This window comes from Zobellia alginiliquefaciens, assembly GCF_029323795.1.
Taxonomy (GTDB): domain Bacteria; phylum Bacteroidota; class Bacteroidia; order Flavobacteriales; family Flavobacteriaceae; genus Zobellia; species Zobellia alginiliquefaciens.
The window spans coordinates 25,018-45,469 of sequence record NZ_CP119758.1; the positions used below are offsets into that span (position 1 = coordinate 25,018).

The 20,452-nt window shown below is 37.5% G+C and carries 20 protein-coding genes; 4 read left to right on the top strand and 16 right to left on the bottom strand.

Annotated features, from left to right (window positions below; translation table 11 throughout):
• Positions 1 to 17: 17 nt before the first annotated feature.
• From P0077_RS00135 to rpsF, 7 genes are all read right to left on the bottom strand, one after another.
• Positions 18 to 788: an SDR family NAD(P)-dependent oxidoreductase gene (locus P0077_RS00135; protein WP_276167159.1), complete on the bottom strand. Its 771-nt coding sequence runs from the start codon at positions 786 to 788 to the stop codon at positions 18 to 20.
• Between the two features lie 144 nt (positions 789 to 932).
• On the bottom strand, positions 933 to 2,312 hold the full coding sequence (gene hisS, locus P0077_RS00140) for a histidine--tRNA ligase (RefSeq protein ID WP_276167160.1): 1,380 nt from the start codon (positions 2,310 to 2,312) through the stop codon (positions 933 to 935).
• Between the two features lie 103 nt (positions 2,313 to 2,415).
• Positions 2,416 to 2,889, bottom strand: coding sequence for a DUF6495 family protein (locus tag P0077_RS00145; protein ID WP_276167161.1), 474 nt, complete (start codon positions 2,887 to 2,889; stop codon positions 2,416 to 2,418).
• A 64-nt stretch (positions 2,890 to 2,953) separates the two neighbouring features.
• Positions 2,954 to 6,184 carry a TonB-dependent receptor gene (locus P0077_RS00150; protein ID WP_276167162.1) on the bottom strand — a complete coding sequence of 1,077 codons (3,231 nt, stop codon included), beginning with the start codon at positions 6,182 to 6,184 and terminating at the stop codon, positions 2,954 to 2,956.
• 103 nt (positions 6,185 to 6,287) lie between these two features.
• On the bottom strand, positions 6,288 to 6,740 hold the full coding sequence (gene rplI / locus P0077_RS00155; RefSeq protein ID WP_276167163.1) for a 50S ribosomal protein L9: 453 nt from the start codon (positions 6,738 to 6,740) through the stop codon (positions 6,288 to 6,290).
• Between the two features lie 12 nt (positions 6,741 to 6,752).
• Positions 6,753 to 7,049 carry a 30S ribosomal protein S18 gene (gene rpsR / locus P0077_RS00160; RefSeq protein WP_013991412.1) on the bottom strand — a complete coding sequence of 99 codons (297 nt, stop codon included), beginning with the start codon at positions 7,047 to 7,049 and terminating at the stop codon, positions 6,753 to 6,755.
• 6 nt (positions 7,050 to 7,055) lie between these two features.
• Positions 7,056 to 7,394 carry a 30S ribosomal protein S6 gene (gene rpsF / locus P0077_RS00165; RefSeq protein WP_194527732.1) on the bottom strand — a complete coding sequence of 113 codons (339 nt, stop codon included), beginning with the start codon at positions 7,392 to 7,394 and terminating at the stop codon, positions 7,056 to 7,058.
• 228 nt (positions 7,395 to 7,622) lie between these two features.
• Here rpsF and P0077_RS00170 point away from each other — a divergent pair, with 228 nt between their 5' ends.
• Positions 7,623 to 8,315 (top strand): LytR/AlgR family response regulator transcription factor, encoded by a 693-nt coding sequence (locus tag P0077_RS00170; RefSeq protein ID WP_194527733.1) that lies wholly within the window; start codon positions 7,623 to 7,625, stop codon positions 8,313 to 8,315.
• A 155-nt stretch (positions 8,316 to 8,470) separates the two neighbouring features.
• On the opposite strand, the gene priA is transcribed toward P0077_RS00170, so the two are convergent.
• The 4 genes from priA to nadC are packed head-to-tail and all read right to left on the bottom strand — an operon-like array spanning position 8,471 to position 13,206.
• On the bottom strand, positions 8,471 to 10,927 hold the full coding sequence (gene priA / locus P0077_RS00175; RefSeq protein ID WP_276167164.1) for a replication restart helicase PriA: 2,457 nt from the start codon (positions 10,925 to 10,927) through the stop codon (positions 8,471 to 8,473).
• Positions 10,928 to 10,942: 15 nt separating this feature from the next.
• Complete coding sequence (locus P0077_RS00180) at positions 10,943 to 11,383, bottom strand: DUF2147 domain-containing protein (protein WP_194530867.1); 441 nt, start codon at positions 11,381 to 11,383, stop codon at positions 10,943 to 10,945.
• Positions 11,380 to 12,348: a YihY/virulence factor BrkB family protein gene (locus tag P0077_RS00185; protein WP_276167165.1), complete on the bottom strand. Its 969-nt coding sequence runs from the start codon at positions 12,346 to 12,348 to the stop codon at positions 11,380 to 11,382. The genes P0077_RS00180 and P0077_RS00185 overlap by 4 nt, the downstream gene beginning before the upstream one ends.
• On the bottom strand, positions 12,349 to 13,206 hold the full coding sequence (gene nadC / locus P0077_RS00190) for a carboxylating nicotinate-nucleotide diphosphorylase (protein ID WP_276167166.1): 858 nt from the start codon (positions 13,204 to 13,206) through the stop codon (positions 12,349 to 12,351). It abuts the gene before it with no gap.
• A gap of 128 nt (positions 13,207 to 13,334) precedes the next feature.
• Here nadC and rlmH point away from each other — a divergent pair, with 128 nt between their 5' ends.
• Positions 13,335 to 13,808 carry a 23S rRNA (pseudouridine(1915)-N(3))-methyltransferase RlmH gene (gene rlmH / locus P0077_RS00195; RefSeq protein ID WP_276167167.1) on the top strand — a complete coding sequence of 158 codons (474 nt, stop codon included), beginning with the start codon at positions 13,335 to 13,337 and terminating at the stop codon, positions 13,806 to 13,808.
• Positions 13,809 to 13,912: 104 nt separating this feature from the next.
• Entirely contained in the window at positions 13,913 to 14,947 is a 1,035-nt protein-coding gene (locus P0077_RS00200) for a bestrophin family protein (protein WP_194527739.1), read from the top strand.
• 86 nt (positions 14,948 to 15,033) lie between these two features.
• On the opposite strand, the gene serA is transcribed toward P0077_RS00200, so the two are convergent.
• The 5 genes from serA to P0077_RS00225 all read right to left on the bottom strand — a co-directional run bounded on the left by serA (position 15,034) and on the right by P0077_RS00225 (position 19,715).
• Complete coding sequence (gene serA / locus P0077_RS00205) at positions 15,034 to 16,926, bottom strand: phosphoglycerate dehydrogenase (RefSeq protein WP_276167168.1); 1,893 nt, start codon at positions 16,924 to 16,926, stop codon at positions 15,034 to 15,036.
• 164 nt (positions 16,927 to 17,090) lie between these two features.
• Positions 17,091 to 17,879 (bottom strand): alpha/beta fold hydrolase, encoded by a 789-nt coding sequence (locus P0077_RS00210; protein WP_276167169.1) that lies wholly within the window; start codon positions 17,877 to 17,879, stop codon positions 17,091 to 17,093.
• The gene (locus tag P0077_RS00215; RefSeq protein ID WP_276167170.1) at positions 17,872 to 18,570 is read right to left on the bottom strand and encodes a DUF3307 domain-containing protein; all 699 of its coding nucleotides are present in this window, start codon (positions 18,568 to 18,570) and stop codon (positions 17,872 to 17,874) included. Before P0077_RS00215 ends, P0077_RS00210 begins: the two co-directional genes overlap by 8 nt.
• On the bottom strand, positions 18,571 to 19,179 hold the full coding sequence (locus tag P0077_RS00220; RefSeq protein ID WP_276167171.1) for a SatD family protein: 609 nt from the start codon (positions 19,177 to 19,179) through the stop codon (positions 18,571 to 18,573).
• An 83-nt stretch (positions 19,180 to 19,262) separates the two neighbouring features.
• Positions 19,263 to 19,715, bottom strand: coding sequence for a methyltransferase family protein (locus P0077_RS00225; RefSeq protein ID WP_276167172.1), 453 nt, complete (start codon positions 19,713 to 19,715; stop codon positions 19,263 to 19,265).
• A gap of 84 nt (positions 19,716 to 19,799) precedes the next feature.
• Here P0077_RS00225 and P0077_RS00230 point away from each other — a divergent pair, with 84 nt between their 5' ends.
• On the top strand, positions 19,800 to 20,369 hold the full coding sequence (locus tag P0077_RS00230; protein ID WP_276167173.1) for a non-canonical purine NTP diphosphatase: 570 nt from the start codon (positions 19,800 to 19,802) through the stop codon (positions 20,367 to 20,369).
• The last annotated feature ends 83 nt before the right edge of the window (positions 20,370 to 20,452 follow it).

The following is a 20,452-nucleotide window of genomic DNA, read 5'->3' on the forward strand; positions in this document are numbered from 1 at the left end:
TAGAACAGTAAAGGCGATTACATGTTGTAAACACCTCCATTGATATCCAATGTAGCACCGGTAATAAAACCATCGTATTCAGAAGCAAGAAATAATACTGCACGAGCTACATCTGCCGCACTACCTGCTCTTTGAATTGGAATACCAGCTGTTGTTTCTGCTGCAGATTCTTTTGTGGTATGTGTATTATGAAATGAGGTACCTAGAATAAGACCTGGAGCAACAGCGTTGACCCTAGTACCTTGCGCGCCCAATTCTGTAGAGAGTGCTCGTGTAAAGGTTAAGATAGCACCTTTACTCGTGGAGTAAACCAATGACCCTGGATGCCCCCCTTTACGCCCAGCAAGCGATGCCAAATTTACGATACTACTGTTTTCATTTTTAGCCAAAAAAGGAGCTGCGGCACGTGTTACAAACATCATGGACGTCATATTAATATCCATCACCTTATGCCAGAATTCAGTCTCCATCTCACCAAGCATTTTGCGAGCAACAAGAGAACCCGCGTTGTTGATCAATATATTAAGGCCACCAAGTACTTCTACGGTTTTTTCTACCATTGCATTAGCATCGGTCTCTTTGGTCAAATCGCCACTTATGGCAATCGCTTTCTGACCTTTGCCTGTTGCATAGGCTACCAATTCATTCGCAGTATCCGCACTGGAAAAATAGTGAATAGCAACGTTAGCACCACTGTCAATAAAATGCTTTGTAATTGATTCGCCAATTCCTTGTGCGCCGGCGGTAATGAGAACGTTTTTTCCTGTTAACTTATCGTTATTCGTCATGGTATTCTAAAATTACTAGGTTGATTGCTATTTCATCTAAACATCTCATATCTATAGTGGAAATCCTAACCTTTTAATAGACACGAATGAACCAAAGATAAATAAAAATGATACAGTACTCCTTACCTCTATTTTAAGACCTAATTATACCAGGCTCTTTACAAAAGCCTCTACCTCATTCAAACTATATTCTTTTTGAGAACCTTCTGCCATATTTTTAACTACAAACAAGTTGTTTTCTAACTCTTGCTCACCAATTAAAACCACATAAGGAACCTTTCTGTTATTGGCATATTTAAATTGTTTCTGAATTTTGGCGCTTGAAGGGTATACATCTGCTTTCACTCCATTCTTTCGTAATTCGGACACAAGTTTCAACGCTGCCAAAGCCTCCTTATCTCCAAAATTTAAACAGAGCAAGTCTAAAGACTGATCAATACTTTCTGGGAAGAGACCTAATTCTTCTAACACTAAATACGCACGATCTAAACCGAATGAAATACCCACTCCACTAACATCCTTTAAGCCAAAAACTCCCGTTAAGTCATCATAACGACCACCGCCACCTATAGAGCCCATTTTTACACCCTCTGGCGCCGCTACTTCAAAAATAGCGCCCGTATAATAATTGAGTCCACGGGCCAAAGTAACATCAATAGAAAGTTTAGCGGACTGTAAGCCCAATTGTTCTATAGTACTTATAATAAAAGTCAGTTCCTCTACCCCTTTACTTCCGGTTTCCGAATCTTTTAAAAGCTCTTTCAAAGCTTCAAGCTGTTCTAGGTTGGTTCCTGAAAGTGAGAAAAGTGGTTCCACCTTGGCTATTGCCTCAGGAGTAAGTCCCCTTTCCGCCATTTCTTTCTTTACCCCTTCTTCACCAATTTTATCCAACTTATCCAAAGCAACGGTAAAATCTATGAGGAGGTCTTGTGCACCTATAACTTCTGCAATACCCGAAAGAATTTTTCGGTTATTCATTTTAATGTTGACACCGTTCAACTTTAAATCAGTAAAAACCGCATCGTACAACTGCACAAATTCTATTTCCTGTAATAAAGAATCGGAACCGACTACATCCGCATCACACTGAAAAAACTCACGGAAACGCCCTTTTTGAGGTCTATCCGCACGCCAAACCGGTTGAATTTGATAGCGCTTAAACGGAAAGTCAATCTCGTTTTGGTGCATTACAACATATCTGGCAAAAGGCACTGTTAGGTCATAGCGTAGCGCTTTTTCGGAAATTTTGGAAGTCAAAACATTAGAGTTCTTTGAACTATATGTTGTTTCATCCACCTTACTGAGGTAATCCCCAGAATTCAAAATCTTAAAAATCAAGCGATCACCTTCATCACCGTATTTACCCATTAAGGTATCCGAGTTTTCAAAAGAAGGGGTTTCAATAGGCTGAAATCCAAAGGTCTGAAAATGCTTTTTTACGATATCAAAAATATAATTCCGCTTTATGACTTCGGAAGGAGTAAAATCTCTTGTTCCCTTTGGTATGCTTGGTTTTTGTGCCATTAGATATAATTGTGGTGCAAATATAAAATTTTAGAAAGAGGCGCTCTTTGTTTACTAGATAAACAAACAGCCTATTTTCAATAAAGTAAAGTAGATTTACGTATTATGATTCAATGACGTTATCGAACCATTGGTACAGGTCTCCTTTGGTGATAACGGCCCCTTGCTGAATAAGCTGAAACTTATCTAGATTTTTATCTTCCGTATACGCTTTGGCGGCGGTGAGGTACTCAACAAAATCTGACTGCCAGTTCTTTTTAAACCAAGAAAAACCGATACTAGTATTCAAATCGATTTCTGGATTCATGATCTTAACAGAAATCAATTTCATTTCCTTTTCCGCTAAATGAAAAAGATGCATTTGTTTCTCGGAAATATTTTCTAAATACTCCACTTTGGCAAGCACACCTTCCCAAACCAAATCACTGAAAACATCAATTTCATCTTCGGCCACTTCTGGCTTATTGGTTTTGATTTCCTCCCATTCATCTCCTGTAATGGACTGTGTAGCCAAAAAGTTTATAAACTCTTGATGCAGTTCTTCTAGTTGCTGCTTTGTAAGCCTCGTATATTTCATTCTGCAAAAATAAAAAGACCGTACGATAAGTACGGCCTTTGTTTCAAAAAATATGATTTAGTTTTTAGAAAATATAACGTAAACCAACCTGGGCTTGCCATCTGGATGCCAAGCTTGAATCATAACCAAATGTTGTACTTTGTTGATCTCCATTAAAGGTATATACAGGAACTCCAGCATCATCAAAAGCTACTCCTAAAAGTTGTTCGCTATTTGGCTGTTGGATAAGCCCCCAATCTGAGTTTATCATGTTTCCTATATTCAACACATCAAAACTTAATTGAATTGTATTTGTTCTACCGTTGCTACATTTGATTCTATAATCTTGCAACAGCTTTACATCCCATTTTCCTCTCCAAGGAGATATCGCCCCATATCTTTCAGCATACTCACCTCTTCGTTCATTTAAATAATCATCCTGAGAAATGTAGTTTTCTAAACTAGCAGCATCACCAGTACCAGTAAATTGCATTGAGCCAATTTCACTTGTAGTAGGAATATAGATTAAGTCATTGATACCGGAACCATCTCCATTAATATCTCCACCATAAGTGTAGTTAAAACGTGCACCTTGCGCATACTCAAAGAATGTAGATAGTGTTGTTGACCATTTATCATTCCCATAATCCCACTTTTTACTAGCAACTCCAATAAAACGATGCTTATCTCCATATTTAGAATGAGCTAAAACATCGTTATTCACATTACCTAAAGCAGGATTTCCGGCAAATGCATCTCCTGTAATTTCAGCTTCAATTGAATTTACATCTCTAGAATCCAAGAAACTGTACGCTAACATTGTATACAGTCCATTGGCAAAAGATTTTTCAGCTTTTAAAGAAGCGTTCCAGATTCTTCCTTTGTTAGAATTTGTCATCACGTAAGCGTTTCCATTGGTAACTTCGCCCCATGGCAGGGTTGCTTTTGCATAATCCCCATCTAAGTAAGTTGCTCTGCTATCTACGCCTTGTAATTGGCCTGTAGGTTTGTTTAATCCCCAGTTTTGAACATGTACACCATTAATATCTTGGGTATAAGAAACATCTGCAGTTAAAACAATACCGTTTTCCAATCTTTTATCTACCCCTATATTTGTTCTCCAAACTTGAGGAAACTTAAAGTCTGGATCTACAGCTTGGTAGAAAAAAGCATCCACACCACTTACTTGGTTACCTACCCAAACAAAAGGAAAACGACCGGTAAACACACCCGTACCCCCACGCAACTTAAATGAATTATCTCCTTTAATATCGTAGTTAAAACCAACTCGAGGAGAAATTAACCAATCATTGTTAGGCATTTCCGTAGAATCAATCAACAAAGCCTCTCCAGTTTCTGGATCGAAGTATTCTGTATCAGGTAAATATATCTCTCCATTATCCGTATCAATAAATTCCTGAGCTTTATCAGCAGTATCAAAAAATAGTGGTTTATCAAGACGTACTCCATAAGTCAATCTAAATTTTTCAGATATATTCCACTCATCTTGTAAATAGAAAGCCAGTTGCCCTACATTTGTTTCAGCCAATAACCATCCACCATCTACTCCATCGCCTAAAGCGTTTTTGGTATTAAAAGTGTTTTGTGCATCCGTAAATGATTGGCCATATCTACTTACTAAAAAGTCTTGAAAAGCCTGTAAGTTGGTTGCACCGGTTTGATCATTAATATAATCAGTATCAAACGTACCATCGCCATCTAAATCAGTTTCCTGGTCAATAGCTACACTACCAAACACATCAAACCCGTAACCTTTTAAGTTAAAGGAATTGTCAAACTGAAATTTTTCAAAAGAAAAACCAACTGTATAGGTATGATTGCCTTTAAAGAAATTCATGTTATTTGTAACCTGAAATACTTTTTGATCCAGTTTGTTATTAATTGAAAATGGTTCATGCCCAGCAATGATATAAGGTGAGCCACCCTTTGTAATGTTTATAACGGGAGCCGGGGTTGAAAAAGGGTCTCTAAAATCATCAAAATGAGTATATCCTACTTGTAATTTGTTGGTGGTTGTTGAGGAAAAAGTTGAGTTTAACTCCAACTGAAAAGAATTTAAGTTGTTGTTAATCTCATAACCCGAATTTTGAAACTGCAATGTATTTGCATTTGGTCCTCTTGTATTAATTGCAGTTGGGTGCGCCGGTTTTTCTTTAGAAGCTCTTAAAAAATTATAAATAACCGCTAAACGATGATCATCGTTTATGTTCCAGTCTAACTTAAAAATACCTTTAGTTGATTCCGAAGCATGCGTAAAGCCGTCATATGAACCCGTATCATAACCAGCACTTGCAAGAGCAGACTGAACAGACATTAAATCGCTCTCTAAAACTCTAGATTCATTAATGGCACCCGATCCACTATTTGGGACCCAGCCATTTGTTCCCAAATCATCTCTTTCATCCTTTTCAAAGTTTGCAAAAAAGAACAATTTATCTTTAACTATAGGCCCGCCAATACTAACCCCGTATTGATTTTGGTTCAAATCCGGTTTTGTTACGTCTTCCCCTTTAATTTTTCCGCCGGTTAAGCTTTCATTTCTGGTAAAACCGTACACAGTTCCGTGGAATTCGTTTGTTCCACTTTTGGTTACTGCGTTAACCGCTGCACCGGTAAAACCGGATTGAGTTACATCATAAGGAGCCGTAGAAACTTGTATTTGTTCAATAGCATCTAAAGAAATAGGTTGAGAACCGGTCTGCCCACCAGGAGTTGCCGCGTCTAAACCAAAAGGGTTATTAAAAACCGCTCCATCCAAAGAGAAGTTATTAAACTGGTCATTACGCCCACCAAAAGAATTTCCACTGGCTGTGGGCTCTAATCTAGTAAAATCTTGTGCAGAACGAGAAATGGTTGGCAAGCGCGTTAATTCTCTTCTTCCTACACTTGTTTCAGCACCAGTACGATCACCGTTAAAGGTCCCAGACCTATCTGACACCACAACAACTTCGTCCAGTGCCTGGCTTTCACTTGTTAAGTCTATATTAACATTAAACGTCTCCCCTAAAGACAAAAATACATTGGTAAGCGTATGTGGCTTAAAACCAACATAAGAAACTGTCACGGTATAAGGTCCGCCTACCCTTAGGTTGAGTATTCTAAAAAGACCATCTTCGTTGGTAATAGCACCGTACTTGGTACCCGTTGGGGTATGAACAGCAACTACGTTGGCTCCTAATAGCGGTAGGTTTTGATCGTCCACCACCGAACCGCTCATGTTGGAGGTTGTGACTTGCGAAATTGCGCTAAAGAAGGTGAAAAATAGCACAAGACTTAAATGAACTTTGTAAGACATAATCATCTGTTTGAGTTAGTCTTACAAAAATAGAGCAAAAAAAAAGAGCTATGCAAGCATAGCTCTTCTAAGTTATCATTAGGTTATTAACGTTCTATTAACGTTATTTTTTATCTGCAACAACCTCAAATGGGAAATCTACTATTACTTCCCTATGTAATCTTATCTGCGCATTATAAGGACCTGTACGTTTAACGGCACCACCTTGGATATTGATAAACTTTTTATCGATACTGTGACCTTCTTTTTCAAGAGCGGCAGCAAGATCAATTGTAGTAACAGATCCGAACAATTTGTCCGCCGCACCTGTTTTTGCAGAAATTTTCAACTCTAAAGCTTTAAGTGCTTCAGCAGTTTTGTTTGCTGCATCAACCACTTTTTTCTCTTTATGAGCTCTTTGTTTTAAGTTCTCTGCCAATACCTTTTTTGCAGAAGCAGTAGCCATAGTAGCTAAGTTTCTTGGAATAAGGTAGTTTCTACCGTAACCGTTCTTTACGTTTACGACATCATCTTTAAAGCCTAAATGCTCTACGTCTTGTTTTAGTATAAGTTCCATCTTGCCTTAAATTTATTTTAATAAATCTCCTACGTATGGCATCAAAGCCAAGTGACGTGCTCTTTTGACCGCTTGAGCCACTTTACGCTGATATTTTAAAGAAGTACCGGTAAGTCTTCTAGGTAACAATTTACCTTGCTCGTTTACCAACTTCATTAAAAAGTCTGCGTCTTTGTAATCGATATACTTAATACCTGATTTCTTGAAACGGCAATACTTCTTTTTAGTATTGGTCTCAATGTTCAATGGAGTCAAATAACGGATTTCACCGTCTTTTTTTCCTTTTGCTTGTTGTTGTAATGTTGCCATAATTCCTTAAGCTTTAGCTTTTAACCTTGTTCTTCTTTTCTCAGCCCACTCAATTGCGTGCTTGTCTAACTTCACTGTTAAAAAACGCATAACACGCTCATCTCTTTTGAACTCTTGCTCATAAGGAGTGATGACTTCACCAGTGTTAGTAAATTCGAACAAGTGGTAAAATCCACTTTTCTTGTGTTGGATGGCATAGGCCAATTTCTTAAGTCCCCAGTTTTCTTTGGAGACCATCTTGGCGCCATTCTTAATTAAGAAATCCTCAAATTTCTTAACTGTTTCCGCTATCTGATCATCAGAAAGCACGGGATTCAAAATGAAAACAGTTTCGTAATGGTTCATAAATATATATTTTTTAGGAGCGCAAAAGTAAGAATTTTTATGAGACTTCACAAGAAAATGGAAATTTCTTCGTTATACTTTGATAATCCTAAAATCTTACATAACCAAATCTTAACCTATGTCATTGCAAATTACACAAAAAAGCACACCTACTTTACAACATTATTGTATTAAAACGGCTTTTTTTAGTATTTTGTCGATGATTTAACCCCACAAATCGACCCATTTATGAAATTAAGAAGTATTATCGTAGACGATTCGTCCATGCAACGAATGGCAGTCGCGAAGCTTGTAAACAGTCACCCCAACCTTGCTATGGTGGCCGAGTACAGCAATGCGATCGAAGCTAAAAACGGCATCAAGAACAACGAGATCGATCTTATTTTTCTTGATGTTGAAATGCCTATCATCAGTGGATTTGACCTACTCGAATCCTTAGAAAACAGTCCTCAAGTAATTTTGATTACAGGTAAACCAGATTATGCCCTTAAAGCATTTGATTACGATGTAACGGATTATTTGCACAAACCAATTACACTTGCCAGATTTGACGCATCCGTAAAAAGAGCGGTAGCCAAATATGAGCAACTGCATAAAGTACAGGAAGACGAAGAGCATATATTCGTAAAGAGCAACCTTAAAAAACGTAAGGTAATCTTAAACGATATTAAATGGATAGAAGCCCTTGGTGACTATATTAAATTAGTTACGGACGAAGCGAACATCGTTATCCTGTCTACCATGAAATCATTTGAGCAGCAATTACCGGAAGATAAATTCTTGCGTATTCACAAATCCTACATTGTGAATCTAGAGAAGATAGAAAAATTCAACAGTAAAAATGTTGAAGTTAGCGGAAGGTCTATTCCTCTCAGCAGGAATAAAAAGACCGAATTGGCAGAAGCACTTGCCAATGTCTAGCACTTCTACTTTAAAATATAAATCCCGAACATTTTAAAATGTTCGGGATTTTTTTTACTCGATAATCGAGACTAAATGCGCTTAGGCTTGCCTCGAAATAAAAGTGTATTCCTTTTAATACCTCCTAGACTTGCCCTAGCTAGTTTACTTTACCTTTAAATATGATCTACATTATATATTACCCGTACACTACGGTATTGAGCTACGGAATTAAAAGACTTTTCTATTTTCTTAATGGCGAGTTTCGTTTTTACCACAGATTGCGAATGCGGAATCTTAATCAAGATATTTTTTAGGTACTGGTTTCGCACCCTGGCCACTGGTGGATATTCAGGCCCCAGCACATTACCCCCTAAAGTTGTTCTCAAAGCTTTCGCAAACCATTCCGTTGCTTCATTTAAACGATTGTATTCTTTATGCTTAAACGTAATTTTTATAATCCGGTTGCGGGGAGGATACTTGTATTGCTCCCGCTCATACAATTGTTCCCTAAACATGGTATCATAATCATGCGTAGATACTTGTTGCAATATCTGGTGATATGGATTATAACTCTGAATTAAAACTTTACCTCTTTTTTTTGTCCGTCCTGCCCGCCCGGCCACTTGCGTTAACAACTGGAAGCAACGTTCATGTGCCCTATAGTCTGGAAAATTCAATAAAGAATCGGCATTCATAATACCCACCAAGCTCACGTTTCTAAAATCGAGTCCTTTGGTCAGCATCTGAGTCCCTACAAGAATATCCATTTCTTGCTGTTCAAATGCCGTAATTATTTTCTCATAACCATGTTTACCACGCGTTGTGTCCAAATCCATTCTCCAGGTCTTCGCATCCGGGAACAAGGTTTCCAATTCCTTTTCCACCTGTTCGGTTCCAAAACCTTTGGTGTCCAACGTTGGGCTTCCGCAGGCTTGACAACTTTCTGGCAGCGCCATATGATAACCACAGTAATGACAACGCAATTGTTTTTTATATTGATGATACGTTAAACTCACATCACAATTAGGGCATTGTGGAGAATGTCCACAAGTGGTGCATTCTACTATAGGGGCATACCCTCTTCTATTTTGGAATAAAATAACCTGCTCCCCTTCTTCCAATGCTTCTTGAATCGCTAGAAATAAACGTTCGGAGAAATGACCTTTCATTCTACGCTTCCTGCTCTGTTCTTTTAAATCTACCAATTCTATATCCGGCATAAGAACATTACCAAAACGCCTTGTAATAGTTGCATACCCGTATTTACCTATTCTAGCATTATTAAAACTTTCAATACTTGGCGTAGCAGAACCTAAAAGAATATTGCTATTGTGTAGTTTGGCCAATACTATTGCAGCGTCCCGAGCATGATACCTAGGTGCTGGATCAAATTGTTTGAAAGAACTCTCATGTTCTTCATCAACCACTATAAGGCCTAAATCCGAGTATGGTAAAAACAAGGCCGAACGAGCTCCTATTACAATTTGCGCTTTATCCTTTTTGGCCAGAACATTGTTCCAAACTTCCACCCGCTCCTGAACGCTATATTTTGAATGATATACTGATACCTTTTCGCCAAAATACCCCTGTAGACGAGAAATAAGTTGTGTTGTTAAGGCTATTTCAGGAAGTAAATACAACGCCTGCTTCCCTTTTTGGATACATTCCTCAATTAAACGTACATATACTTCCGTCTTACCCGAAGATGTGACCCCATGAAGCAATGTTACCCTTTCTTCCTGAAAACTCTTTGAGATGTCCTCAAAAGCTTTTTGCTGGTATTCGTTCAAAGCTTTTAGAGCATAGTTATCTTCCTCGCCTTCATAGTTTACACGATCCGTTCGTATAAAATATTCTTCTAAAATATCCTTATCGATTAACGACTTAATAACCGCTTTAGAACCTCCGCTAGCCTGCTCTAATTCCGATATTTTTATGGGTTTTTTATGGGTTGCTTGCAATTGAAATAAAGAGAGTACAACTTGGCTCTGCTTGGGCGCTCTGGATAAATCGTTCAATAAAGCTTCCAATTTCTCTTCCTTGAGATATTCTTCCCCAAGTTTCACATAACGAACCAATTTAGGTTTGTACTGGTCGTACATCTCCTCCTTTAAGAGAATAACACCTTTTTCTATAAGTCGATTTAAAACAGGTAGGATATTCTTTCGGTCTATAATAGCACTGACTTCTTGTACTTTCAACAACGGCTGATGTTGTAGAGCCTCAAAAACCAAAAACTCGTCATCCTCTAAAATGGACTCATCCACTTTACTACTATCATTCCTAAGAATAAGAGTTTCACTCTCTAACAAAAAAGCTCCAGGAACCGCACTTCTGAACACCTCACCAATGGTGCACATATAATAATCTGCAATCCACTGCCAATGTTTTAACTGAATAGAGTTGATAATAGGATCTTCATCTAAGATACGGTCTATCTCCTTTGCCTCATAAACCACTGGGGCATTGGTATGCACTTGATGCACCAAACCCGTATAAATTTTAGACTTTCCAAAAGGAACGCCTACACGCATACCCGGACGCAAAAACTCAGCTTCCGTTTGGGAGATAGCATAGGTAAAAAGTTTCTCTAAAGGAATCGGTAATATTACGTCAATAAAATACTGCATACTTCGGTTGGAATTCTATCCGTCTACACGCACCCAAGTCTGGGTACGATAAATAAAGGCCAAATACCCCCTTACTTTAAGCTCATCAGGATTATCGGGGTTTAGCCAAATTTTACATCTAAAGGTCATGGCCTGCTGAGGATCAAACAGTGTATCACCCTTATAGACCCCATCTCCATGATGTTCCGCATCCTCAATTATAGTCATACCCAAAACAGGCTTATCCTTCATATCCCCATCACACTTACTGCAAATGAAATTCTCTTTACCCTCCTCTACTATCTCAATTACTTTACCGTGCATTTTACCATCTTCCTCATAGATATCTATAATAGCTTTTGGTTTGCCCGTACGATCATCAATAGTTTTCCATTTTCCGAAAACACTTTGAGACTGCCCCACAGGAATAAGGGTCAAATAAAGAAAAATTAAACTTACTATATTGGTTACGCTCATCTTTTATGATATGTTTTTCTTAAAGAGTTCAAAGAAGCATTTAGCTCAAACCCCAGCAACAATATATTAGAATTTAACCAGATATATACCATAAGTATCAACAAACCTCCTAAAGCTCCGTATAATTCATTATATCGGGCAAATTTTTCCACATATACCCCAAAAAGGTATGAAGTAAGCATAAATAATAAGGTAGTCATTAAAGCGCCAACCGAAAAAAAACGAGCATGCCTACCTTCTGTCGTGCCAAAATAATACAATATTGCGGTCGTAAAGTAGGACAATAGAACAAAGAACAATACTTTGCCCATTTGAGCGCCTACAATATCGTTTTCCGTTAAATCATAGCCTCTTGTTTTGGCGGCCCATACGCTCAGGTAATCCGTAATATAAAATTCAAAATAACCATAAGCCACAGCACCAACGATTAACAATATGGACAGAATAAGCCCAACCATTAGGGCATACAAATATTGACGAAAAAAATTACGGGTAAGCTCTACATGATACGAATTTTCAAATCCACCAAAAATGGCATTCACCCCATTGGCCATCAAAAAAATGGAAAACAAAAATGCCGAAGACAACAACCCGCCCCTTTTTTGGTCTTTTATCTGCTGATAGATATCCCCAAAATAGTCACTGGTAGCCGATGGCAAAAAAGATTCTAAAAACACCAAAAACTGAGAATCAAAATTTTCATTGCCAACACTTACATACGGCAGAATAAAAGGAATTAAAGTAATAAGAAATATAAGTAAGGGGAACAGTGCCAAAAACAAACTGAAAGCAATGGCACTGGCACGGGTAGAAATAGCCCCACGGAATATACCCAGTACATACATTTCCATTAAATCATAAAGAGATAGTCCCTCAAAAGCTGGTAACTTTATGCCTTTTAAAAGACGCGCCAGCCAATTAATTACAGGGATTTTATCAATTTTCTCTTCTATCTCTTGCGACATTTACACCGCTTTTAGACTTAAATCCATATTATAGACCGAATGCGTCAGTGCTCCAGAAGAAATGTAATCCACACCACACTCAGCATATTTACGAAGGGTGTTTTCATTGATTCCACCTGAAGACTCGGTTAAACAGGTATCGCCAATCAGCTTTACCGCTTTACGAGTATCTTCATAATTGAAGTTGTCAATTAGAATGCGGTACACCCCACCTGCATCCAGTATTTGCTTTATCTCACCTAAATCCCGTGCTTCTACAATTATTTTCAAATCACGACCGGTCTCTTTCAAATAGTCTTTGGTTTTCTGAATAGCCTTATCTATTCCACCTGCAAAGTCTATATGGTTATCTTTTAGCATAATCATATCATAGAGTGCAAATCTATGATTTTCACCACCTCCTATCTTAACGGCCCATTTCTCCAGGGCACGAATACCGGGAGTAGTTTTTCTTGTATCCAAAATTTTGGTTCCCGTACCATCCAACAACTTAACAAAAGAATTTGTCTTTGTAGCAATAGCACTCATACGCTGCATGGCATTTAAAACCAACCGTTCCGCTTTTAAAATACTTTGTGAACTTCCCGAAACATAAAAAACAATATCCCCATGTTTTACGGGAGAACCATCCGCCATTAATGTCTCTACCCCCATATTGGAATCCACATATTTAAAAACTTGTTTGGCGAATTCTACGCCAGCAATAATTCCATTATCCTTCACCAATAATTTAGCCTTACCTTGGGCCGTTGCAGGAATACATGATAGTGAGCTATGGTCCCCATCACCTACATCCTCCCGAATGGCATTTTTTATAATATAATCTATTTCTTCTTGAAATTGTTCTTTGGAAATCATGTACGGAGTTTTACTTAAAAGCTAAATTAGTAAATTGTTAGGGGTTTATTGACCATAACGCAAGGCTTATTTAGCATAGGTTTAGACAGAACCTATTAATATTTGTTATTTCAAATTATATTTGCGGCATGACCATAAAACTTATCGCAATAGGAAAAACGGATAGCAAAGCCCTATTACAGCTTATTGCCGAATACGAGAACCGATTGAAACATTATGTAAAGTTTGAATTGGAAATCATACCCGATATTAAAAACACCAAAAATCTTTCTGAAGCACAGCAAAAAGAAAAAGAAGGTGAACTTATTTTAAAGAATCTATCCAACGCTGATGTGCTGATACTTTTAGATGAAAACGGAAAACAATTTTCATCTGTAGACTTCTCTGCCTATTTACAGAAAAAAATGAATGCCGGCCTCAAACAATTGGTGTTTGTAATTGGAGGCCCCTATGGATTTAGCTCCGATGTTTACAATAAGGCACAGGGTAAAATCAGTTTATCAAAAATGACATTTTCACACCAAATGGTGCGTTTATTTGTTGTTGAGCAAGTGTACCGTGCATTCACCATTTTACGAAATGAACCTTATCACCATAGATAACACTACTCAAACTTTTTTAGATTTCATCACAAAAAAACCTTCCTACAATCCGTTTTAACAAATCAACTTTTTTACATTAGTGGCCTAACCCTAAGTTAAAGCCCATGATTGTCTCCAAAGGAATATCGTTAAAAAAGTTATTTGACCTGTCTTTTCACCATATTATTTGGCTATCTCTATATATGGGTGGTATTGCCGTTCTATACCGATTTGATATAATTTCTTACGAAATACCTTGGTTACCCGTTTCAGTAATTGGTACCGCAGTTGCTTTTTATGTAGGTTTTAAGAACAACCAGTCTTATGACAGGATGTGGGAGGCAAGAAAAATTTGGGGAGGAATAGTCAATGACAGTCGCTCATGGGGAATGTTGGTTGATGGGTATATCACCAATATGAATTCTATAGAAAAACTAAGTGACGAAGAGCTACACGCTATTAAAAAAAGACTGATTTACAGACAAATTGGATGGCTGTACACCCATAGAGAGCAATTATTGGTGTCCACCTCATGGGAACATGCTACGCAAGGCGGACTGACCTCCAAACATGCCGAAAGACTTGAAGAAAACTTTGGCGTTGGGATTATTAGTGATAGCATAGAATATCGTCAATTAAAAAATTTCCTTTCCAAAGAAGAATACGACCGATTGGTGTCCAAAGCCAATACCGCTACACAAATTATAAATGAACAATCCAAAGATTTACGGGAATTACGTAAAAAAGGGTTAATTGATGATTTTAGACATATTAAGATGCAGGACATTTTGCGCACCTTTTATGAATTACAAGGAAAGAACGAGCGAATAAAAAAGTTTCCATTGCCACGTCAATATGCCAATATGAGCTACTATTTTGTAGGTATATTCATCTTTCTGCTACCTTTTAGTATGATGCCCGAAGTATTGGATTCCGGAAGTGCCAACTTTTGGCTGGCCGTACCAATTTGCGTGCTATTAGGTTGGGTATATGTTATGATGGAAATAATTGGTGACTATTCTGAAAATCCATTTTCTAGAATGGCAAATGATATTCCCATGCTTTCTCTTTGCAGAACTATTGAAATAGACCTTAGAGAGATGTTGGGCGAAACAGAACTCCCACCTCCTGTTAAAGCTGAAAAAGGCATACTTATGTAAACCTCCTTCAAAAAAGGAGATTAAAAAATAAAGACAATAAAAAAGCCCTTTTACAAGGGCTTTTCTGAATTTAACAAGCGTACTTTTTAGTACAACACTCTAAATTTTATGGTATTCTCCACCTTTTTAAGGGCTTTGATAACGTCTTTATTATACTCCTTATCCAAATCAGTAATTACATATCCTACCTCACTATCGGTAGATAAGAATTGACCTGAAATATTTAATCCGTATTTGGCAAGAACTTCATTAATCTTGGCCATGATGCCCGGTACGTTCTTATGAATATGCAAGAAACGGTGTGCATTCTGTTGTTTTGGCAAACGAATATTAGGGAAGTTTACAGCATCTACAGTGTTACCAGAGTTGATGTAATCCATAATTTTATTAGGTACAAAATCTGCAATATCCCGTTGAGCTTCTTCTGTACTACCACCAACGTGCGGTGTAAGAATAACATTGTTCAATCCTTGTAATGGTGTATAAAATTCACCGTTACTGCGTGGCTCTTCCGGATACACATCAATAGCTGCACCGGCAACTTTACCAGACTTTAAACCCTCTGCCAAAGCTTCAATATCTACGACAAAACCTCTTGAAAGGTTAATAAGCATAGCCCCATTTCTCATTTGGCTAATTTCCCGCTCACCAATGAAGTTCTTATTGGCTTTATTATCATCTATATGCAATGTTACTACATCTGAAACACTCAATAGATCTTCTAGCGTATTGCATTTTTTTGCATTACCCAAAGAAAGTTTATCCTCTACATCATAATAATAAACACGCATACCCAAAGCTTCCGCCAATATGGAAAGCTGTTTACCAATATTACCGTAACCCACAATACCAAGGTTCTTACCACGAACTTCTCTTGAGCCTTCGGCGGTTTTTTGCCATTGTCCGCTGTGAATTTCACTACTTCTAGAGAACACACTACGCATTAGCATTATAATCTGACCGATAGCCAGTTCTACTACAGAACGCGTATTGCTATATGGCGCATTAAAAACTACCACCCCGTTTTTCTTTGCGTGAAGCAAATCTATTTGAGTAGTTCCAATACAAAAAGCCCCAACCACTAATAGCTTATCCGCAGCATCTAAAACTTTCTGGGTCACTTGGGTCTTAGAACGTATACCCAATACGTGAACTCCTTTTATTTTCTCTATTAACTCGTCCTCACCAATACTATGCTTTACCAATTCAACTGAAAACCCATCGTCAGATAAATTCTTAAAGGCATCCGGATGAACATTCTCTAAAAGCAATATTTTTATTCTGTTCTTCGGATAAGAGATATTACGAGGTAAATCGTTTACAAAAAGAAATTCATCCATATTTGGAGTGATATAATCCGCGTTTTTCGCAGCCTTCTCCCGGTGTACATTCTCTGTGTAAGCGAAAAATTTATCGGCAATACCAGCTTCGCGCATTACATAATCACTATAACCGTCTCCAATGACCTGAACTTCGCCCTCAAGATTCATATTCTTAAGACACTCAATTTTACCGTTGTGCTGAGAAAGTACGTTTTCAGCATCAAAACCTACTATATTGCCTTCCTCATCAAATTCAAAAGTGTTGGCGTAAACTCTGTCCGAGGGAATGTTATATTCTTCTACAATAGGATCAATAAATTCTTTAAACCCACATGAAATAACATAAATATCATCTGAGAATTTCTCAAAGAATTCTTTGTTGGAAGCAATAGACTTGGATATTTTCTGACGCAATTCTTCTACTAACGGCCCTAGATCATCTTTATGAGCGTGTAATAGTTTTATGCGTTTTTCAAGTGATTCAGTAAAGGATATCTCTCCATCAATCCCCAGATTTGTAATCTCTTGTATTTGACTAATGATTTCGTCTCGGTTAGAATTGCCTTTCAAGGTTCTTTCGGCCAGTACATCTAAAGCTTCAACCCTTGTTAAGGTACTATCAAAATCGAATACGTATTTTCTACCTGTTTCTACCATGTCTTTGCTAACAAATTAAGGAACAAAAATAAAGATTATTTCTGTCCAAACCGGACTAATATTGCTAAAAGTTACCCTTATAACTAATCTAGTTCTTTTTGATAGGTAATTTAATTTTCAAGAAGCCAAGAATCATCATGACTATAGTTAGAAATAAGACTTTTCTAATCTAAAAAAGAAACTACAGATTTTGAAAAAGCAGGGGTTTTATAGGTTTCGTTATGATTACCGTCCACTAGAACAAACTCACTTTTTGGTATAGCTTTATGCAGCGCTTCAGGACTGCCATTATTTAGATCCTCATTACCCGCTATGACCAAAACTTTAGCTTCCACATAGGCCAAATGGCTCTTTTTTGTAAACGGCTGAAAGCGTTGCTGCAAATAGAGACTTCTGAAATCTGCATTGACCGATTTGGCATAATCCACCGCTTCTTTGGTCTCTTCGGTTACCCTTCCATTAAAAGCATTCATGAATTTGATTTTTCGAGACCATCGGTAATTTGTAAAATCGATTCCCATTCCACCCAAAACCGCCTTTTTAACACGCCTATCCTTTAACAATAACTTAGCCAAAACGATACTACCGCGCGAGTAGCCTACCGCCATGTATTTCTTTAATCGTAAATGCTGCATGAGGAACAAGATATCCATCACCTCGGCATCAAAAGTATAGGCATCTTCTGTTTGCGGCTTATCCGACTCCCCATTACCCCTAAGATCCAATGCCACGACCCTGAAACCTTCTGCCAACAAGTCTTCCTTTACACTTGTCTTGTCCCAAGACTCCTTTGTATTTATAAAACCATGAATTAGGAGTACTACATCTCCCTCACCCTCATCCGTGTAGGCAATTTTAGTATCATCAAAAGAATTGAAAAATTCGGTTTGTGCACAAATAGGAGTGGTACACATAACCATTGTGAAAATAGCGCTTATAGTAGTTTTATACATTAACATAGATAATTCCTGTAATTACGGCAAGCCCAAAACTCAACAACGTTCCTATCAAGATGTATTCGGTAAGTTTCCTGTTGTTACTTTCCTTTAAATCATTAAATCGAAAAACGGATTTAGCTCCAATCAACAATCCAATCGCTTCCCATCTGCCCATAATAATGAACATAAGAACAAATAGGCGCTCTATTATACCTATATACTTACCGGCATTGGGTAGAGACTTATGGTCCAATTCAATTTTATCGGACATAGCCTCCAACAGTTTGCCCATAATAATTGCTGCGGGAGAACTCACAAACACAATTGCAGTAACCAATGGCCAATCTAAATTCTGAAAAAGAGCTATGGTATGCTCCATAAGGTTACCATAATACACGCAGCAATACAACACCACAATATGAAGCACCTGATCAATAAAAAAAGGAACACTTTGCAGCCTAAACATTGGTGTAACATACAATTTAATTAAATCAATAATATAATGCGAAACCATTATGATCAATGCTACCTTCCAATACTTTAGGTCCCAAAGCAAAAGCATTGTTAGTGCAAAATGAAGTAATACGTGCGCATAAAGATATTTTGACCTTTCTTTATTGGCCTCCTTATGAACGACCCAACGAATGGGTTGTAATAAAAAATCACCAATTAAATGTGCCAATAAAAGTTTTGTAAACAGAATCATCTAGTTTAATTCTTTTAAAGTTTTTGTATAGTACTCAAGCAATTCTAGAACCAAATCTAGACGGGCCCTTTTTTGACGCTGACTAACAGCAGACTGTTGAATATTAAGTGTTTCGGCAATTTCACGTTGTGATGCACTAGGGTTATCTAGCGCCAATACAATTATTTCTGCCGATACCGTGCTCCAGTCATCCATAAAGTGAAGTGCCAGCTTTAGCATAAGATTTAAAGTATCATCAAAGAAACCATTGCCCGTAGCAATAGTTAGATTAAGCTTATCTTCTTTAAGCGATTCAAAGGTTCTGCCAGACCTGTGATACGCTGGGCCGTTAGATTCACTCACCCCAACACCTTTAAAAGTTTCATTACCCAGGCCAATACCCATACGAACATCTAAACCCTTTACCGTCTTTATCAAAGCCTTAATGTGTATTGCTGCCTCTAACGCATCTTCTTTTGCTATTTTTAATTGAAACTCATCTCCTCTATAAACCTCCCAATCTATTGGCGAATTACCTAATTTGGATAAGTAATCCTTAAGAATACCCAACCATTCAGATGAGTTGTGGTTCTCAGAGTTAATAATATCTCCTGTGATTATTGCTACCATAATTATATAAGCTAAAACGCTAATATATAAAAATATAAGTCAAAACGCTAATATTTTATATTATAAGCTTTATTGCTTATAATTTAAAACCACCTTCTTACATTCAAACAATATTGTTTGTAACGTTTACCAAAGAGTTTTAAAAGAGCCAATTCTTCAGGAATAATCTGAAACCTATTCATATACCCAACAAAACCAGCAGCCAACAAAGTATTAAAAGCATTGCCCAACCATATACCCCAGGCCAATAGTAGTACCAGTAAAGCCAAATACATTGGGTTTCTAGAGAAAGCAAAAATTCCATTTTCAACCAACTTACTTGCTTTGGAAGGATGAGTAGGATCAATAGTAGTCCGTAAACGGAAAAATTGAAAAAGAGCTGCCACAGCAATAATAGCCGCAAATACCAGTAACGCCCCTGTTAAATAAATTCTTCCAAAAAAATCGAAGTAACCAACAGGTGAAAATGTAGCAAGCAAATACATCAAACCAGCAAAAATCACAAAAACAATAGCGGGAGGTATCCTTAACCCCATAACAGTATATTTATAGCGTTTCAAAATTACTATTTTTGAACTGTTATTAGCACAAGTCAAAAAAACAATCCTAAATCTATATACATGAAACTTGTTTTCGCAACACACAACAAAAACAAATTTAACGAGGTGAAGAAATTAGTTCCCTCACATATAGAATTGGTTTCACTAACAGATATTGGCTGCTTTGATGAAATACCCGAAACCGGCACAACCTTAGAAGAGAACGCTCATATAAAAGCCGATTATGTAACCCAAAACTACAACCTGTCCTGTTTTGCAGATGACACAGGTCTTATAGTTGAAGCGCTTAACGGTGAACCCGGCGTATATTCAGCTAGATACGCAGGGGATTCAAAAAATTCGGATGATAATATGAATAAACTTCTGCATAACCTAAAAAGCAAAAATAGTCGTACTGCCCACTTCAAAACCGTAATCGCTTTGAACATAAATGAAGAAACACATACTTTTGACGGAATAGTTCAAGGTCAAATAACAAAAGAAAAAACAGGCAACCAAGGTTTTGGCTACGACCCTATTTTTAAGCCTCATGGTTACGAAAAAACCTTTGCCGAGCTTCCATTAGAGACTAAAAATAACATAGGTCACAGAGGCCGAGCTATAAAAAAACTGATAGATTTTCTACAATAATCGCTATCTCAAAAATTAAACGTACCTTTGCACCTTAATTTTAACGCCGCCGGTATGGCAGGTGTTGCTCTGAGTACTAAGGT

Coding starts and splice junctions, on each gene's coding strand:
- P0077_RS00135 (WP_276167159.1), bottom strand. CDS start 788: ATGACGAATAACGATAAGTTAACAGGAAAAAACGTTCTCATTACCGCC.
- hisS (WP_276167160.1), bottom strand. CDS start 2,312: ATGGCACAAAAACCAAGCATACCAAAGGGAACAAGAGATTTTACTCCT.
- P0077_RS00145 (WP_276167161.1), bottom strand. CDS start 2,889: ATGAAATATACGAGGCTTACAAAGCAGCAACTAGAAGAACTGCATCAA.
- P0077_RS00150 (WP_276167162.1), bottom strand. CDS start 6,184: ATGTCTTACAAAGTTCATTTAAGTCTTGTGCTATTTTTCACCTTCTTT.
- rplI (WP_276167163.1), bottom strand. CDS start 6,740: ATGGAACTTATACTAAAACAAGACGTAGAGCATTTAGGCTTTAAAGAT.
- rpsR (WP_013991412.1), bottom strand. CDS start 7,049: ATGGCAACATTACAACAACAAGCAAAAGGAAAAAAAGACGGTGAAATC.
- rpsF (WP_194527732.1), bottom strand. CDS start 7,394: ATGAACCATTACGAAACTGTTTTCATTTTGAATCCCGTGCTTTCTGAT.
- P0077_RS00170 (WP_194527733.1), top strand. CDS start 7,623: ATGAAATTAAGAAGTATTATCGTAGACGATTCGTCCATGCAACGAATG.
- priA (WP_276167164.1), bottom strand. CDS start 10,927: ATGCAGTATTTTATTGACGTAATATTACCGATTCCTTTAGAGAAACTT.
- P0077_RS00180 (WP_194530867.1), bottom strand. CDS start 11,383: ATGAGCGTAACCAATATAGTAAGTTTAATTTTTCTTTATTTGACCCTT.
- P0077_RS00185 (WP_276167165.1), bottom strand. CDS start 12,348: ATGTCGCAAGAGATAGAAGAGAAAATTGATAAAATCCCTGTAATTAAT.
- nadC (WP_276167166.1), bottom strand. CDS start 13,206: ATGATTTCCAAAGAACAATTTCAAGAAGAAATAGATTATATTATAAAA.
- rlmH (WP_276167167.1), top strand. CDS start 13,335: ATGACCATAAAACTTATCGCAATAGGAAAAACGGATAGCAAAGCCCTA.
- P0077_RS00200 (WP_194527739.1), top strand. CDS start 13,913: ATGATTGTCTCCAAAGGAATATCGTTAAAAAAGTTATTTGACCTGTCT.
- serA (WP_276167168.1), bottom strand. CDS start 16,926: ATGGTAGAAACAGGTAGAAAATACGTATTCGATTTTGATAGTACCTTA.
- P0077_RS00210 (WP_276167169.1), bottom strand. CDS start 17,879: ATGTATAAAACTACTATAAGCGCTATTTTCACAATGGTTATGTGTACC.
- P0077_RS00215 (WP_276167170.1), bottom strand. CDS start 18,570: ATGATTCTGTTTACAAAACTTTTATTGGCACATTTAATTGGTGATTTT.
- P0077_RS00220 (WP_276167171.1), bottom strand. CDS start 19,179: ATGGTAGCAATAATCACAGGAGATATTATTAACTCTGAGAACCACAAC.
- P0077_RS00225 (WP_276167172.1), bottom strand. CDS start 19,715: ATGGGGTTAAGGATACCTCCCGCTATTGTTTTTGTGATTTTTGCTGGT.
- P0077_RS00230 (WP_276167173.1), top strand. CDS start 19,800: ATGAAACTTGTTTTCGCAACACACAACAAAAACAAATTTAACGAGGTG.